At 41.1% G+C, this 16642-nt stretch carries 10 protein-coding genes and 1 pseudogene; 9 read left to right on the top strand and 2 right to left on the bottom strand.

Annotated elements, in window-relative coordinates:
* The first annotated feature begins 2 nt into the window (after positions 1 to 2).
* Both tagH and D4T97_RS11055 read left to right on the top strand, forming a co-directional pair.
* Entirely contained in the window at positions 3 to 806 is an 804-nt protein-coding gene (gene tagH / locus D4T97_RS11060) for a teichoic acids export ABC transporter ATP-binding subunit TagH (RefSeq protein ID WP_126050645.1), read from the top strand.
* A 725-nt stretch (positions 807 to 1531) separates the two neighbouring features.
* Positions 1532 to 3418 (top strand): Ig-like domain-containing protein, encoded by a 1887-nt coding sequence (locus tag D4T97_RS11055; protein ID WP_206435560.1) that lies wholly within the window; start codon positions 1532 to 1534, stop codon positions 3416 to 3418.
* 57 nt (positions 3419 to 3475) lie between these two features.
* On the opposite strand, the pseudogene D4T97_RS11050 reads toward D4T97_RS11055, so the two are convergent.
* Positions 3476 to 3856 (bottom strand): annotated as a pseudogene (locus D4T97_RS11050) (transposase); the annotation flags it as partial.
* A gap of 244 nt (positions 3857 to 4100) precedes the next feature.
* Entirely contained in the window at positions 4101 to 7418 is a 3318-nt protein-coding gene (locus D4T97_RS11045; protein ID WP_126050641.1) for a glycosyltransferase, read from the bottom strand.
* Between the two features lie 576 nt (positions 7419 to 7994).
* Here D4T97_RS11045 and D4T97_RS11040 point away from each other — a divergent pair.
* The 7 genes from D4T97_RS11040 (at position 7995) to D4T97_RS11010 (ending at position 16430) form a co-directional block, all read left to right on the top strand.
* Positions 7995 to 8930, top strand: coding sequence for an LCP family glycopolymer transferase (locus D4T97_RS11040; RefSeq protein WP_126050638.1), 936 nt, complete (start codon positions 7995 to 7997; stop codon positions 8928 to 8930).
* Positions 8931 to 9271: 341 nt separating this feature from the next.
* Positions 9272 to 9985, top strand: coding sequence for a glucosamine-6-phosphate deaminase (nagB, locus tag D4T97_RS11035; protein ID WP_126050636.1), 714 nt, complete (start codon positions 9272 to 9274; stop codon positions 9983 to 9985).
* Between the two features lie 385 nt (positions 9986 to 10370).
* Complete coding sequence (locus D4T97_RS11030) at positions 10371 to 10880, top strand: Ig-like domain-containing protein (RefSeq protein ID WP_126050634.1); 510 nt, start codon at positions 10371 to 10373, stop codon at positions 10878 to 10880.
* Positions 10799 to 11143, top strand: coding sequence for an Ig-like domain-containing protein (locus tag D4T97_RS11025; RefSeq protein WP_408021602.1), 345 nt, complete (start codon positions 10799 to 10801; stop codon positions 11141 to 11143). The genes D4T97_RS11030 and D4T97_RS11025 overlap by 82 nt, the downstream gene beginning before the upstream one ends.
* A 430-nt stretch (positions 11144 to 11573) precedes the next feature.
* On the top strand, positions 11574 to 12947 hold the full coding sequence (locus D4T97_RS11020; protein WP_206435559.1) for a glucose-6-phosphate isomerase: 1374 nt from the start codon (positions 11574 to 11576) through the stop codon (positions 12945 to 12947).
* Positions 12948 to 13347: 400 nt separating this feature from the next.
* Entirely contained in the window at positions 13348 to 15069 is a 1722-nt protein-coding gene (locus D4T97_RS11015; protein WP_126050630.1) for a phospho-sugar mutase, read from the top strand.
* A 179-nt stretch (positions 15070 to 15248) separates the two neighbouring features.
* Positions 15249 to 16430: a trypsin-like peptidase domain-containing protein gene (locus D4T97_RS11010; RefSeq protein ID WP_164525544.1), complete on the top strand. Its 1182-nt coding sequence runs from the start codon at positions 15249 to 15251 to the stop codon at positions 16428 to 16430.
* Positions 16431 to 16642: the final 212 nt, after the last annotated feature.

Below are 16642 nucleotides of genomic sequence, written 5' to 3'. Positions count from 1 at the left end.
TTATGGAGAAGGCCATTATTGTAAAAAACATTACAAAAAAATATAAATTATACAACGGTAATAAAGAACGTATCTTGGATCTTTTTTTGCCAAAAAGTTATGGCGAAGATTTTTATGCATTGGCAGATGTAAGTTTTGAAGCGGAAAAAGGAGACGTTGTAGGTTTTGTTGGTATGAATGGATCAGGTAAGTCAACACTTTCAAATATTATTGCCGGTATAGTTCCTGAAACTTCGGGATCTGTCCAAGTGAATGGACAGGCTGCATTAATTGCTGTTGCTGCAGGCCTCAAAGGTGATCTAACCGGAAGAGATAATATAGAACTTAAACTGTTAATGCTTGGCTTTTCAAAAGAAGAGATCAAAGAACTTGAACCGGAAATCATTGAATTTTCGGAGTTGGGAAAGTTCATAGATCAGCCGGTTAAATCCTATTCAAGTGGAATGAGGTCGAGACTTGGGTTTGCTATTTCGGTTAATGTTGATCCTGATATTTTAATTATTGATGAAGCATTGTCGGTCGGAGACAAGGCCTTTGCCGAAAAAAGCTTAGATAAAATGAAGGAATTTAAAGAGCAAGGAAAGACAATGATTTTTGTCAGTCATTCGATTGGACAGATGAAAAAATTTTGTGATAAAATTTTATGGCTGGAATATGGAATGGTAAAAGAGTATGGACCAGTAGAAGAAGTCATTCCGAAGTATGAAAAGTTCTTGAACGAATATAAAAAATTATCGGGTAAAGAAAAAGAAGACTATAAGGCAAAAGGAATAAAACGCCAGCAAGGTATTTTATTAACTAATTGAATTTGACAACCCAACTTTCTGAATGATTCTCTCCAATTACATTGGCCTTTAAGCTAGAGGACAACTACTGTTTCTTCAATAATTTACATGGAAGATTATTTATATGATAAAGCCAAGAGAAATGATGAAGTTTTTTAAGTAAAAGAGCGTTTTTTTTACAACCATTACAAACTGGGATGCGAGTGATTATGCTCCCGCACATATATGTGAGGCTTACAAACTTGCGAATGAAATGGTTGTAGTTTTTATAGAATAATTGAAGCTTTATGTACAAATACAAAAATCCTGCACTTAATTTTTTAAGAGCAGGATTTTTTAGTAAGTAATCGTTCTTTTTGCTTGAGTTCCCCAAAATTTGTTAAATTTGGCTTTGCTTATTTTCGCATTTTTTTTTCCTGACCTATAGTAAATTTTGAATCTGGCAATTCATTTGTAACAAATATTTTTAATTATATGTCCCATCGACCAATATATAGATTATAATCCTCTTAAGACAGTAATTATTTTCCAATAGGAAGGTCAAGAGGATGAAGCCTATTAAAAGAATACTTATTTGTATATTGGTCATATTATTGACTGTGCCTGCTGTCGCGTTCGCACAAGATCATGAGCTGCAAAACTCTAAAACTTCTGCTGTGAAGAGGTACATGTTAATTACCAATGAATCAGTGAATGGTAATAAAAGACAATCCACAGGAGCGACTTCAGTACATAATGGGCAATACTTGCAAGAGGATAAGCCGAGAGCAGGGGCAAACAAGCTAGATGTAAATAGACCAATTGATATTGAAAAGTTCGAGGATAAAGAGATTGAGAGAAGGGCCCTTATAAGAAGTGCAAAGCCTCAAGTAGGAGACACTAGAGAATTCCATGCTTTTAACTTTAAAACTTTCAGAAATGATGTCGTTAATGCTAAACTGCTATATTCAGGAGCAAAAGCCCATGTTTGGGTTGAAGGAAAGCAAATTACAGAAGCGCAAGCGGAGGAAATCGGACTAGAGTTTGATGATAAGATTTATCCTGTCGTAACCGAAAACTTTGCAAGCGAATCGGACGTTAACGGCGACGGCAAAATAAATATTCTCTGCTACAATATTCAGGATAACTTTCCAGATATACAAGAGTACGTTGCAGGTTACTTTTATGCCGGGGATCTTTATAATGAAAAAGGTTCAAATCGTTCCGAAATTTTTTATATAGATACCTATCCATCAATGGGTCCAAAGGATAGGAAAGATGTAAAGGCTGCTTACACCACATTGGCCCATGAATTCCAGCATCTGGTGAATTTCAATCAAAATGTACTCGTCGAAGGTGGAGAGCCGATGGATACATGGTTGGATGAAGGACTTGCAATGGCGGCAGAGCACCTTTATATGGGGCAAGCACTTCAAGATAGAATATATGATTATAATAATAATCCCTCTATAAGAAATGGACATTCCTTAATTTATTGGGATGATTTTGGGGATGTGATAGCCAACTACTCTTTGTCGTACCTATTTATGCAATACATAAGGGCCCAGGAAAAGACAAAGGGGAACGCTATCTACAAAGAAATACTAGAATATCCTGAAAATAATTATAAGGCCGTTGAAAAAGCTACAAAGAAAAAGTTGGGGAAATTAATGACCAATTTCCGTGCTGCTCTTCTTTTAAAGGAGAAAACCGGAGTATATGGCTTTAATGGCGAGCCTGGTTTCAGTACGCTGAAACCAAGAATTTATAAAGGTCAATCCGCAAATCTTAGAGGCGGCGGTGCTATAGTCAAAGAATCGACAGGTAAAGAAACAATTCCAACCTCAAAAGGCGGAAATATAACCTACACCTTTTTTGGACCAGATGAGCCGAAGGACCATACGGCACCTGCTAAACCTGTCGTAAGCAAAGTGAGTGACTGGGATACCGTTATAAAAGGAAAAGTGGAGGCGGGGGCTACTGTTTACGTAAAGGCAGGTTCTGTAGTTTTAGGAAAAGCAGTTTCTGACAGCAAGAAGTCATTTTCAATTACAATAAAAAAGCAAAGAGCAGGAACAAAACTGCAAGTCTATGCAGTGGATCCGGCTGGCAACAAAAGCGATATAGTTACTTTGAATGTTTTAGATAAAACTCCGCCACCCATTCCAACTGTCTCCAAGGTTAGTAATCGGGATTTAAAAGTAAGTGGAAATGCAGAGGCGGGCTCAAAGGTCGTGATCAAAGCTGGAAGTAAAGTTATTGGGTCCAGTACAGCAAATAAAGCCGGCAAATATTCCGTTACGCTGAAAGTGCGGCGTAAAGCTGGGTCAACCCTTTATGTAACAGCTGCAGACAAGGCTGGCAATGTAAGCAAAGCCCGTAAAGTGACCGTAGTTGATAAAATTCCTCCTAAATTGCCCAAGGTTAATAAAGTGACTAACCGAACAACTGTAGTTAAGGGAAAAGCCGAAGTGAATTCTACGGTCTACGTAAAGGTTGGAAAAAAGGTACTGGGCTCAGCAAAAGCTAACTCAAAAGGAAACTTTTCGGTTAAAGTTAAAAGGCAAAGGGCCGGTACCGTTCTCATGGTTTATGCCAAAGACAGAGCAGGAAATGCTGGGAAGGCAATAAAAATAACAGTGAAAAAAGCATAGTATACCTGTCCTTTATTGGACGGCTTTTTTGGATTTTCGCATTGAGGAAGGGCGAGTATCCCGTTGCGACATCCCACGGGCGTACATGGAGATCACCTTATATTCAATGGCGGCCACGTCTACCTTGCGTTTCGGTATGAGTTGAGGATCAAAGGAGCCATCCCGATCACGGGGCACCTTAATATCCACTTCTCCTGCACTTGTCTTTAAGGTTTTCTTTCCATAGCCATTACGCCTGTTTTCTGTTTCCAATTCATTTTTGACATTGAATTCATAGCCCAAATGATTGTCCATTTCACCTTTTAACATCGCCTCAAACATGGGGCCGAAAATATCTTTAAGTGCATCCTGCATGTCTTCAACAGTTTGTGGTTGGTAGTTTTCCAGTATTTGATTCGCTAATTCAATAGATTTCTCTTCCCGTTTTGATTTAGCGATTAGGAATACCTCCCATTCATTTGTTTTATTCTACCAATAAAAAAGCTAAACTGCGGAGCAAGAGCCGTACGCACTCTCACTTACATAGTTTAGTTTACATTCCCAGGTAGTTAATTAACAACATCCTTATATCGCGTCCTCTTTCATTATTAAACTTTTTCTACATCGCTTTTCGGTCTTCCCGGATGTTTTCCTCGTTTTTACTATCGGATGCAAATGATGCGGTTCCTTCTCCCCATACTATCTAGATGATGCGTTTCATCTTCAATTGTGGCTCTTCCGTCAAATCTCCTGTCCGATTAATTTTCCCCCAGCCAACCCGGGTTCCTTTTAGTGCAGTAAAAATGGAATTCCACGTTACCCATAGTAATAAGTAACGGTAGACAATTCTTTGCAGGAACAAGAAAAAGAGCGGTTTAATGCTTAGCTTCTCCATCCTAAAAGCAACTAAGCAAACCAGGAAATCGACCAAAAGGTAAGTAGCAAAAATTAATAATGATTTTTGGGTATTCCCTGCCAGGATCCCTAATAAAAACAATAAATCTATAAGTGGAGCAAAGAAAGGAACAATAAATTGAAATAGGAGTATATTAGGGAGGGCAATGAACCCCAGTGATTTATGCTTTATTCTCCCAAACTCTTTCTTATGCTTCCAAAAACATTGTAAAGTTCCAAAAGACCATCTGAATCGCTGTTTCAGGAAATCTCTAATCGTTTTAGGTGCCTCCGTATAGGCATAGGCCCGTTCATCAATCACAACTTTATAGCCTTGGCGGAGGATTTTTAATGTCATGTCTGTATCTTCTGCAAGAGTATCATTGGTAAAATATCCGAGCTCTTTAACCACCTGTTTTCGCCACGCCCCCAAAGCTCCCGGGACGACTGGGACACAATTAAGAGTGGCAAAACCGCGCTTCTCCAAGTTAAATCCAGTTACATATTCAATATGCTGCCAGGTAGTTAACAGGTTTTTCTTGTTTCCAACCCTCACATTCCCAGATACCGCCGCAATATTTTCATCAGCAAAATGCCTAATAAGCTTCGAAATCGTATCAGGAGGAACAATGGTGTCCGCATCAATCGCAACAAGGATATCTCCCTTTGCTTTTCTGATTCCGAGATTGATGGCTGAAGCTTTTCCCCCGTTCTTCTTGTGGTAAAGAAGGACCTTTTTATTAGCTTCGTACTCACGGGAAACAACCAAGGAAGTCTGGTCTTTGGAACCATCATTGATAACGATGACTTCCAGATTTGGATAATTGCTTTTTAGGATTGACTCGATGGTCTTACCTATGACCTTCTCTTCATTGTAGGCCGCGATAATGACACTTACAAACGGGGTAGACTGCTCCACCGGATGACTGACATGTTTTTTATGTATTAAAGCTAAACTGCCTAGAATCAATATGCGCAGGGCTAAAATGAACATTGCACTGTAAAGCAAAATGGAAATACCATCTTTAAAGTTTGTCATTGTGAACAGCATCACCTTGTAGCTTTGCAGAATTGGATTTTCCACTTTTGTGACAGGAGGCATGATATTACTTTTGCTTTGATTCATTAGATCGCTGACCGATACAAATTTATATCCTTTATTCTGTAACTGTTTGATAATTTCAGGTAGTGCCTCAACGGTAGCCTGTCTATCTCCTCCGCTGTCGTGAAGTAAAATAATATCGCTGTTTGATACCTGGTTCAAGACATTCTCTACAATGGCCTTGCTATCACGCAGCTTCCAGTCCTTTGAATCGATATCATAATTTACGGTGACATACCCCATTTGTGTCACATTCTGTAACCTTTGAAAATGTGATGGCATATACTTTGCCTCTTCATCTCCATATGGGGACCGATACAAAGAGGTGGTATGTCCTGTAATTCCTTGAATAATGCGTTGAGAACTATTCAGCTCAAGCTTTAACTGTTTATCGGACATTTGAATTGTTTTGGGGTGAGAAAACGTATGGATTCCAATCTCATGGCCATCCCGATAAATTTGTTTAACAATATCTTGATTGTGGATTGCCTTATTACCAATGATAAAGAACGAGGCCTTGACTTGGTATTGTTTCAGGATCTCTAATATGCTTTTCGTATATTTAGGATCGGGCCCATCGTCAAAAGTTAGGACAATCTCTTTTTCCCCCGGTTGACTCAAACGCTCAAACTCGGATGATACAGGGGTGGCAACATAGGTTTCATTCGTAATAAAGCCAGTGTCATCAAACTGAAGGCTACGTTCCCCCTCTTTCCAACTCTTTTTTCCCCAGTAAATATTCCCCTCTCCTGTGCTGTAGATATTTCCTCCATTTTTGATAGTCAGCAATTCTTCCGTTTTATGTCCTTTGAGAATATCCCAAACAGATGGATCCTCCGAACCCAGCCTCCAGAGTGCTATTCCCTGCGCACCAGCCTCTGTAGACATTTTTAATTGGTTGTAGAAGGTTGCACTGTCTAGGAACCATATTTCATGTACTTTGTTGTTCTTCATATATTTAAGGTAAGGAGTTTGGCTCATATCATCCCATTGGATGTTCAAGTCGGCTTTTTCAGCCAGTCTAGTAACGTCATCAAAGGATACGGATTCTCCCGGCTGTTGGCTTTCCCATTCCCAGTCATATCCATAATTCCCAAGCGCAACAATCAGCTTCTCTTTGGGTAATTTTGAGAGAATCTCTTTAAACCAGGATGAAGAAGCAATGGTGCCAGGTTTGTCCACATTCTCATCGTATGCCATCACAATCATCTGATCTACGTACTTTTCCAGCCCCTTGTAATCGAATGCCTCATTAGCAGCCGGTACATCGATCGAAACAGAGAGGCCGTCAGCATGAAAAACCGAGTTCAGCTCCTTTATAAACTGAGTCAATAAATCCCGATCGTTCTCATTTAGATTCTCAAAGTCAATATTGATCCCGTCAAAGCCCTGTTTTTTTACCAGTCTATGCAATTTTTCAATTAGTTTTGCTTGCTCTTCAGGAGAATTTAAAAGTTGATGAACTGTCTCCTGATTCCACTTGCCATTATGTATGTTGTGAATTAACGGTACGATTTTAATATCATTCTTTTTGGCGAGCTCTACTATTTCCGGCTGAATATCGCTCTCAAGCTCCAGTTCAGCATTCAAACTCAACCATTGCGGGATCAGAACATCGATTGTATCAATATTTTTCCTAAGCGATTGTTCGCTGTTGCTGTCCCAATTTACATAGAATGCGTAAACATCGTCTTTATAGGCAATATTCTGCTGGAGAAACTCCCCATTGGTATCGATATTTGCCGATTCATTCTGAGGGGAAGTCATAATCTTAGATGCGCGGATGTGTGAAAATTCATCCGTTTGTTTAGTCTCCAATTTAGGAATATGAGGATTAACATAAAGACCTACCCCGCCAAAAAAGATCAACAGACAGAATAGAACAGCTAGAAGAGTCGAGAGAATAATAAGTATATTCCACCGCTTACTTGATTCGCTTTCAAAAATAAAATCTTTTTGACCGGGCTCAAAGTGCAAATGTGTTTTTTTAATTTTACTTCCGCTCCGGAAAAACATTTTTTTCATGTTGTGGTTACCTACCTCATATCATTTTTTATCCTTGCTTTAAGAATGATCTCCAAGGATCTACCTATTTTCTAAAATAAAGTAAATATGGATTGTTCATATCTTCACAATGGTTAGGTAGTTCCAAGCTTGAAAGGAAACTATAAATATCAAGGGAGGTAAATTATACCAATCCCCCAATCCATTATTAAGAGTAACAAAAGGGTTTGTAATAAGAAATAAGCTGATGTATCCACTTTAAAAGGGTTACACAGCAAAACAATAATTTCTTATCAAAACTCCTAGTTCCTTTGCACTTTTTCTCTTTGGAGTACTCTATTTTATTGTTTAACTATGGAATTTCAAGCGGAATCCGGCCATTATTTCAGTGAAATAACGACTCTTAATATATTTGTAACAGCATTTTAAAGTGGCAGAAACCTTTTGTTAATAGAAAAAGGTCCTTCCTGCCCATGAATAATATACTGATCAAGGGAAATTACTGTCGTTTTGTCGTTTCTCTAGTTATTTTGGCGAATAGTCATATATTTTTTTGATGCTAAAATAAAACGAGATTACTGCAAAGGAAATGATTGAATGGAACAGGAACATATCTCCCCGTCCCCTATAAAAAGGAAACTAGGCTTTAAAATCACACTTGGAGTCATTTTCCTTCTTATTGTAGGTGCAGGCGTATACGGATTTTCCGTATATAACTCTGTTACTGGCACACTTAAAAAAACACATGAACCACTAAAACGTTCGGAAACTGAGCAGCGTGTTATTAATTTGGCAGTGGGGGATCCCATCTCTATTTTATTATTTGGAGTGGATCAGCGGGAGGGAGACCGTGGGCGTCCAGACTCATTAATTCTATTAACGGCAAACCCAGGAGATAAATCTATTAAAATGGTAAGCATTCCTCGTGATACATACACCGAAATTATCGGCAAGGGAATAAAGGATAAAATCAATCATTCATATAGATACGGCGGAGTTGACATGTCTATTAAAACCATTGAAAATTTCCTGGATGTCCCGATTGACTACTACGTGGAAGTAAATATGGATGGTTTTAAGGATCTTGTAGATGCTGTTGGCGGCGTGACCGTGGATAACACCTTGGACTTTTCCGATGGAGGGACAGACTTCCCTGTCGGGAAACTGGAATTGAACGGTGAAGAAGCTCTGAAGTATTCTCGCATGCGTAATTTGGACCCACAGGGTGACTTAGGGCGACAAAAACGCCAGCGTAAAATCATTCAAGCTATTATCAAAGAAGCTGCACAAATCAAAACCTTCACAAACTATGGAAGCATATTACAGGTAATTGGTAAGCATGTAAAAACAAATTTAACATTTGATGACATGAAAGATATTCAGTCAAACTATTCCAATACGCGTCATAACATTGAGCAAATCCAAATAAACGGAAGCGACAAGGAAGAAAAGGGTGACTATTACTACATTGTGTCTGAGGAAGAACGGGCGAAACTATCTGAGACGCTTAGGAAGCACTTGGATATTCAGTAGTTTACGATTAAATTAAGGATTACTCACGTGAGAGAAATTGGGGATAAAATAATTGATTCTACAGACGGGCTAAAGGATGAAGACATCGACAAAAGTTTATATGATGAATGGTGCTTTAAATACACTATATGATCTATTGAACAGAGTGAAGAATAGGAACTAAGAGAGTACCTGCCCCTTACTCTCCATAGCCCTCTGGGTTTTAATTATATCTAAAAAATGGGCTTTATCATTGATAGATGTTCATTAGGAAATTTACTTAAATATGACCATATGAGATTTATAAGCAGGGGGCTTTGGGTTCAAGATAGGCGTCCCAGTAATGTTAGGAGGAAAATGAGATGAAAGTGTTAAGATTTGCAAACCCGGAAGAAGCAACAAAAGCCGCTTTTGATATTGTAAGCAAGCGCCTTGAAGCTGGATTGAAAACAATTGGCTTGGCTACAGGAAGTACTCCTTTAAAGCTTTATGAAAAGCTTCGTAATACGAATATAGATGTATCCCAAGTGACGACTGTAAACCTTGATGAATATGTGGGTTTGGAACCGGCCGACCCCCAGAGCTACAATTATTACATGAATGAAGAATTGTTCAAATATATGAACTTTGCGGCAACCTATGTTCCTAATGGGGTGGCTGAGGACCTCGAAAAAGAGTGTGAACGATACGAGGGGTTTTTGAGAAACCATCCCGTTGATCTGCAAATATTGGGGATGGGGCCGAACGGCCATATCGGTTTCAACGAGCCGGGAACGTCCTTTGATTCAGTTACACATATTGCCGAATTGACCCCATCTACTAGAGATGCAAATAAAAGGTTTTTTGATAAAGAGGAAGAAGTGCCGACAAGGGCCATCACAATGGGGATTTCTTCTATCATGGGTGCCAAAGAGATTATGATGCTTGCCTTTGGAGAAGGTAAAGCGGAAGCAGTTAGAACCATGATTGATGCTCCGGTCACGGTTGACTGCCCGGCTACTGTTCTGCAAAACCATTCAAACGCCATTGTTATTCTTGATGAAGCGGCGGCAAGTAAATTGCAGCGTAATAAATAGTTTTGATGTGAAAGGGTTACAAGTCTCCCAGGCATCCGCTTTCCCTTGATTTGATTGGTAAAGAGGCTTTTTGGATGCCCCTTCATCATTAATTGCAGATTCACTGCACCCTGCAAGCAATCCTAAAAACATGACCAATTCAAATAGTCCCCCGTAACTTTCAAACTCTGGCAAATACCCGTGCATATTCAAAAAAATCGCTACTTAGTAGATGGTTTTAATTCAACCACTTACTACCCGGTCTTACAAAAAAGAATGCAGCAAGAATTCCTGGCTGCATTCTAATATTACCTTTAAAGTATACAAAAAGATCAATAACTGGCGTAGCTTTTGAAACCATCTAAAGCCTTATCAAAGTTATAATGATTATAAAGCAATAAAAAATGTGGCACAGAAATACATTGACGATAAACTTACATTCGGGCAATTGATGACAAATTTCCGTGCTGCCCCTCTTTTAAAAGAAAAAACCGGCGTTTATGGCTTTAACGGTGAATCGGGCTTTCACACATTAAAGCCAAGATTGTACACGGGTTCCTCAGCAAACTTAAGGGGCGGCGGAGCTGTGGTCAAAAAGTCGACGGGGAATGAAACAATCCCCACATCGAAAGGCCAAAACATCACATACACTTTCTTTGGACCCGATGAACCGAAGGACCATACTGCGCCAAATAAACCGAGAGTACAAAAAGTGAGTGACCGGGATACCGCTGTTAAAGGAACGGCTGAGGCAGGGGCGACTGTTTATGTAAAAAAGGTTCCACTGTTCTTGGAAAAGCCGTTTCCAATAGAAAAAAGTCATTTTCTGTCAAGATTAAAAAGCAAAAAGCGGGTACCAAGCTTCAGGTGTTTGCTGTGGATCCGTCTGGAAACAAAAGTGATAGTGCTACAGTAAAAGTTTTAGATAAAACACCACCGGCCGTGCCAATAGTTTACAAGGTAAGTACCGGGGACTTGAAAGTAAGAGGGAAGACCGAGGCCGGAGCGAAGGTCGTTGTGAAGGCGGGGGAAAAATTAATAGGTTCAAGAACAGCTGATAAATACGGCAAATATACAGTCGCAATGAAAACGCGTCGGAAAGCCGGAACGGTTATTTACGTGACGGCAATGGACAAGGCTGGAAATGTCAGTAAAGCGAGAAAGGTGACTGTTAGGTGACAAAGATCACGAAAATTGCCCCTAGTGTCAACAAAATGAACTGAGTGAAGGGCGAGAGCGTGAAGCGCAGACCCGCCGTTTATTTGAGACTGATTGCCTGCACTTAATTTAAAAAGCAAAGGCTCAATACGATCTTGAGGCATATCCGAAGGAGTGTGCTGGAAATAAGAAGACAGCAAGAGTTACAAAAGGAAAGGATAGTGGGGTGCATTTTCCAGAAATACAGTTAAAAATGTGCGCTAAAGGGTGGGGGTTGTTCCATTGAAGGTCGTCCAGTTTATAAGGACGGCTTTTTTTCTTTTGTAAAAATTAGCTGGATTTTTAAATAGTACTGAATTATAATTAAATCAGCTGTTCTCTTTTAAGAACATAATCTATTGAAACTAAGAGTGCGTCTTTTTTTACACTGTTCGTTCATTATAAAGAATGGATGGGGGCGAATAAACTGAAGCATATAACTTTCGATTATTCGAGTGCTCTTGCGTTTTTCAAAGAAGAGGAGATGTATTCGGTCCAGGATACCGTTACATTTATCCATGACCGCCTGCATCAAAGACACGGTAAGATGCTCGGATGGGTCGATCAGCCTGTGGATTATGATCGGGTGGAGTTTCGTCGGATTCAGGGAGCTGCCGAAAAAATTCAAGCTCAAAGTGACGTACTGCTGGTGATTGGCGTAGGTGGCTCATATCTTGGTGCCCGTGCTGCTATTGAGATGCTTAACCATCATTTTTACAACGTCCTTTTCAAACCTCAGAGGCGGACTCCGCAAATATTTTATGTCGGCCATAACTTTAGTCCTGTCTATATTGCGGAATTATTCGAGCTGCTTGCGGAAAGAGACTTTTCTATAAACGTGATTTCGAAATCTGGGACGACGATGGAACCGGCGATAGCCTTTCGGATTTTTCGAAACTTACTCGAGGAAAAACACGGTAAAGCTGGAGCGCGGGATCGAATTTTTGTAACAACTGATAGTAAAAAAGGAGTGTTGAAAGCTCTCGCTAATAAGGGAGGCTACGAAACATTCACCGTTCCAGACAATATTGGCGGACGTTACTCCGTGCTGACTTCGGTTGGACTGCTCCCGATTGCGGTCAGCGGCGTCGATATTGAAGAAGTGACAATAGGTGCGGCGCAGGCTCGCTCCGATTTTAACAGAGTGAATCTTACAGAAAATGAAGCTTATCAGTACGCAGTCATCAGAAATATTTTATATCAAAAGGGAAAAACGATTGAACTGCTTGTTCATTACGATCCGTCATTACACTACCTGGCGGAATGGTGGAAGCAGTTGTTTGGAGAAAGCGAGGGCAAGCACCATAAGGGCATATTCCCTGCGGCAGTTCAATATTCAACTGACCTCCATTCAATGGGCCAATATATCCAGGAAGGCCGGCGTGACCTGTTTGAAACGGTAATCAAGGTGTTGGAGCCGGCGCAGGATTTCGTTATTGCAAAAGAAGAAGACGATATGGATGAGCTGAACTTTCTGGCCGGGCAAACCCTCGACTACGTCAACAACCAGGCCCTTGAGGGAGCGAGGATTGCGCATACGGATGGAGGAGTTCCCAATTTGCTAATTGTAATTCCACGGCTGGATGCATACACATTCGGATACCTCGTCTACTTTTTTAAAAAGGCCTGTGCCATGAGCGGCCATTTGCACGGGGTCAACCCGTTCGATCAGCCGGGGGTGGAAGAGTACAAGAATAATATGTTCGCTTTGCTTGGTAAGCCGGGTTTTGAAGGTAGAAAGGAAGAATTGAAAAAACGGTATTTGGATACGTTTGAAAAAGTTTGATGTGCTTTAAAAGGACGGTTTCAACCGAGCTGAAACCAACATTATTATCTTGGGAAGGAATTTGTAGGCGAAATACTGCCCGGAATTCCGAAGTACTATCCGGAAATCGAAATACTGTCCATAATTCTGAAATACTATCCGGAAATTCAAAATACTGTCCAAAATTCCGAGATACTGTCAGGAAAGTTGAAATACTATCCAGAAATTCGAAATTCTATCCGAAAAATTGAAATGCTGTCCAGGCTTCCGAAATACGATCCGGAAGTTCAAAATACTATTCAGAATTCCAAAATACTATCCAAAATCCCGATTCACTTTTGAAAGAAGGTTTCAGCTCCGCTGAAACCAACCCCACTAATCTGCGCAGCCTACGGCTCGTACATAGAAAGGCGTGAACACAATGCATTGGAAATCAAAGATGGCCCACTGGCTGGAGTACTTGCCACCTGAGGACCCGTTAAGTATGGAGCTTCAAATTGAACCGCAGCCCGAAGACTGCTTTTACAAAGATCTCGAGTTTGGCACAGCAGGCATGCGCGGCCGCCTTGGCCCCGGAACGAATCGCATGAATATTTTTACTGTCCGAAAAGCGGTGGCAGGCCTTGCAAAACATATCATCGAACTAGGTCAGGATGCGATGAATCAAGGGGTGGCGCTCGCTTACGATTGTCGGCACAAGTCGCCGGAATTTGCCCTTGAATCAGCGAAGATTCTCGGGATGTATGGAATCCGTACATATCTTTTTAAAGAGCTCCGTCCGACGCCGGTGCTGTCATTCGCTGTTCGCCATCTCGGCGCAGCAGCCGGGATTATGATTACCGCCAGCCACAATCCGCCGGAATACAATGGCTTGAAAGTGTACGGTCCAGACGGAGCGCAACTCCCGCCAGAGGCTGCCGATAATATCGTCAAGAAAATCGAAACCATTGAATCTGAATTTTCATTTGATCGGCCTGATGAAAAAGAACTTCAGCAGCAAGGGGTGCTTTTCTATGTTGGGAAGCAAATAGACAACGCCTATCTCGACTCACTCACCACGATTCAGCTGAATAAGAAATTTTCCAGTGACTTAAGCATTGTATTCACACCTTTGCACGGAACCGCCACACACCTTGTGAGAAAAGGTTTGGCAGGAGCGGGCTTTTACAAAGTTACTTTTGTAAAAGAGCAGATGCATCCCGATGCTGATTTTTCAACTGTGGAATCGCCAAATCCCGAAGAGCATTCCGCCTTTGAACTAGCCATTGAATACGGCGAAAGGGTCGATGCAGATATTTTATTGGCGACGGATCCGGACGCTGATAGGCTGGGTGTCGCGGTAAAAAACAACCAAGGTCAATATACGGTGCTTACCGGAAACCAAATCGGTGCACTCATGCTCCACTATTTGCTGAAAAAAAAGCGCTTGCCCTGCAACGGTGCCATGATCAATACAATTGTCACTTCGGATCTCGGTAGAGCCATTGCTTTTGATTTTGGCGTCAAAACTCTCAATACGCTTACCGGCTTCAAATTTATCGCGGAGAAAATCGCTGAATTCGAAAAAACAGAAGAGTATAAGTTTCTGTTTGGATACGAAGAGAGCTATGGCTACTTGATTGGAGACTTCGTTCGCGACAAAGATGCGGTCCAGGCAGCTGTTTTTATAGCGGAAGTAGCAGCTTTTTATAAAAATCAAGGGAAGTCGCTATACGAAGGGTTGATGGACCTTTTTGAAAAATACGGGTATTACCAGGAGTCGCTGCAATCCATTCAGCTCGATGGGAAAGACGGCGCGAGGCAAATCAGTCGGATCATGGATGTGTTTCGAAATGATCCGCCGGAAATAATCAACGACATTCCAGTTTTGGTATTGGAGGATTATCTCACAAGTGAATCGACTCATATCCCAAGCGGCATCAAGGCTCCAATCGATCTTCCGAAGGAGAATGTTCTAAAGTTCAAGCTTGCGGACGAATCGTGGTTCTGTATCCGTCCCTCAGGAACTGAGCCGAAATGCAGATTTTATTTCGCGGTAAAAGGGGAGACAATGAGCGACAGCCAGGAGAAACTATCACTCATAGAAAAAGAAGTGATGGGGCAGGTAGACTCGCTATTAGATTATGTGAGCTCTGGAATTTGAATTGAGCTGGGGAAATCTTATTCGTAGTTTTCATCGGGGAAAAAGTTTTAACGTTCTTTTATCGATTTAGAAGACAAGGTAGACTGCAAGAGCGCTGGAATTTGATTGTCCAGGGCTTTTTTTTATATTAAAATAGAAAAAATAGATAATTTTTCCTAGAGAGAGAAGAGGTGGGGATATTGTTTTGTCCAAATTGTGGCGCGGAAAAACAAAAAAGGGGTCAATATTGCACTGAATGCGGCAAGCCGCTCAAAGCGGCGAAGGGGTCACGCTCAACATTCATCATATCTCTGATGGCTTTACTAATCGCATTAGCCGGAACGGGGCTCGGTATTTTTTTCCTTTTAAACAAAAAAGAGGAACCCGTAGAAGTTATAAAGGCCGATATCGAGCCTGAACCTGTAGTAAAAGTCGTTGAGAAAGTAAAAGAACCCGAACCAGAAAAGAAGGAGGAAGTGAAGGCGCCTGAACCTCCAAAAACGAAAAGTAAAACAGAAGTGATTAAAGGAGCTCAGGATAAGGTATTTACTATTTTCACAGACTCAAACCAGGGGTCAGGATTTTTATTTTCCAATAAAGGGGATGTTGTGACCAACGCTCACGTGGTCGCAGGATTTACGGATGTGTTGGTGAAAAGCAGCGATGGAACGGAGTACCAAGGCCAGGTCATCGGGATTTCGGATGTCGTCGATATTGCACTCATACGCGTTGATCCGTTGTCCGGGAAAGAACCGCTGCCAGCTGAAATGACGCAAACTGCTGTCGGCACAGAAGTCATTGCGCTCGGCAGCCCACGAGGGTTGGAGAATACGGCATCCGTTGGATATTTGACGGGAATCGACCGTGACATCTTGGGCGAATTCAATTATGAAAAAGTGTATCAGATTGATGCGCAGATTTCACCGGGAAGCAGCGGAGGTCCGTTGTTGGACGCAACGACAGGAAAAGTGATCGGCATCAACTCGGCTGTATTAATTGCGGATCAGTCCATAGGATTTTCGATACCCATGTTCAGCGTACATAACCAATTTACTGCATGGTCCCAAAATCCCATGAGCGCGGAAGAGGTTAGCAGCTTGTTTGGTTTCTACGATGAATATTACGATTATTGGCAATGGGATGACTCAGATTGGGAATACAACGAAGATGACTATTATGACTGGGAAAGTGATGATAGTTATGAGTACGAGAACCAGGACGGCGGCGACGAATACTATGAAGAAGAGTACGAGGAACCGGTGGATATTTCAGAGGATGAGGAGTACGAAGAGGAATTAGAAGAAGATCCTTATTCAGATGAATATAATTATGAAGATGATGCATCATACGAAGAAAATATAGAAGATGAGAATATTGAGTAAAAAGCAGCGGCGAGGATCCATTTATTGGGCCTTGCCGCTTTTTGGGTGGCGGGTAGGCAGTGCTTCGCAACTACGGAAAGTTATCATGAATCTGGATAGTATCTCGGATCTTCGAAGAGTATTTCGTGAAACTGGATAGTAATTCGGAATTTTGGATAGTATTTCGTAAATCTGAACAGTAATTCCCGAATTTTGGATAGTATTTCGTGAAT

The organism is Siminovitchia acidinfaciens (assembly GCF_003605385.1).
Classification (GTDB): domain Bacteria; phylum Bacillota; class Bacilli; order Bacillales; family Bacillaceae_C; genus Siminovitchia; species Siminovitchia acidinfaciens.
Note: the sequence above shows the minus strand (reverse complement) of the source record. Positions and strands in the feature narration are given on the sequence as shown.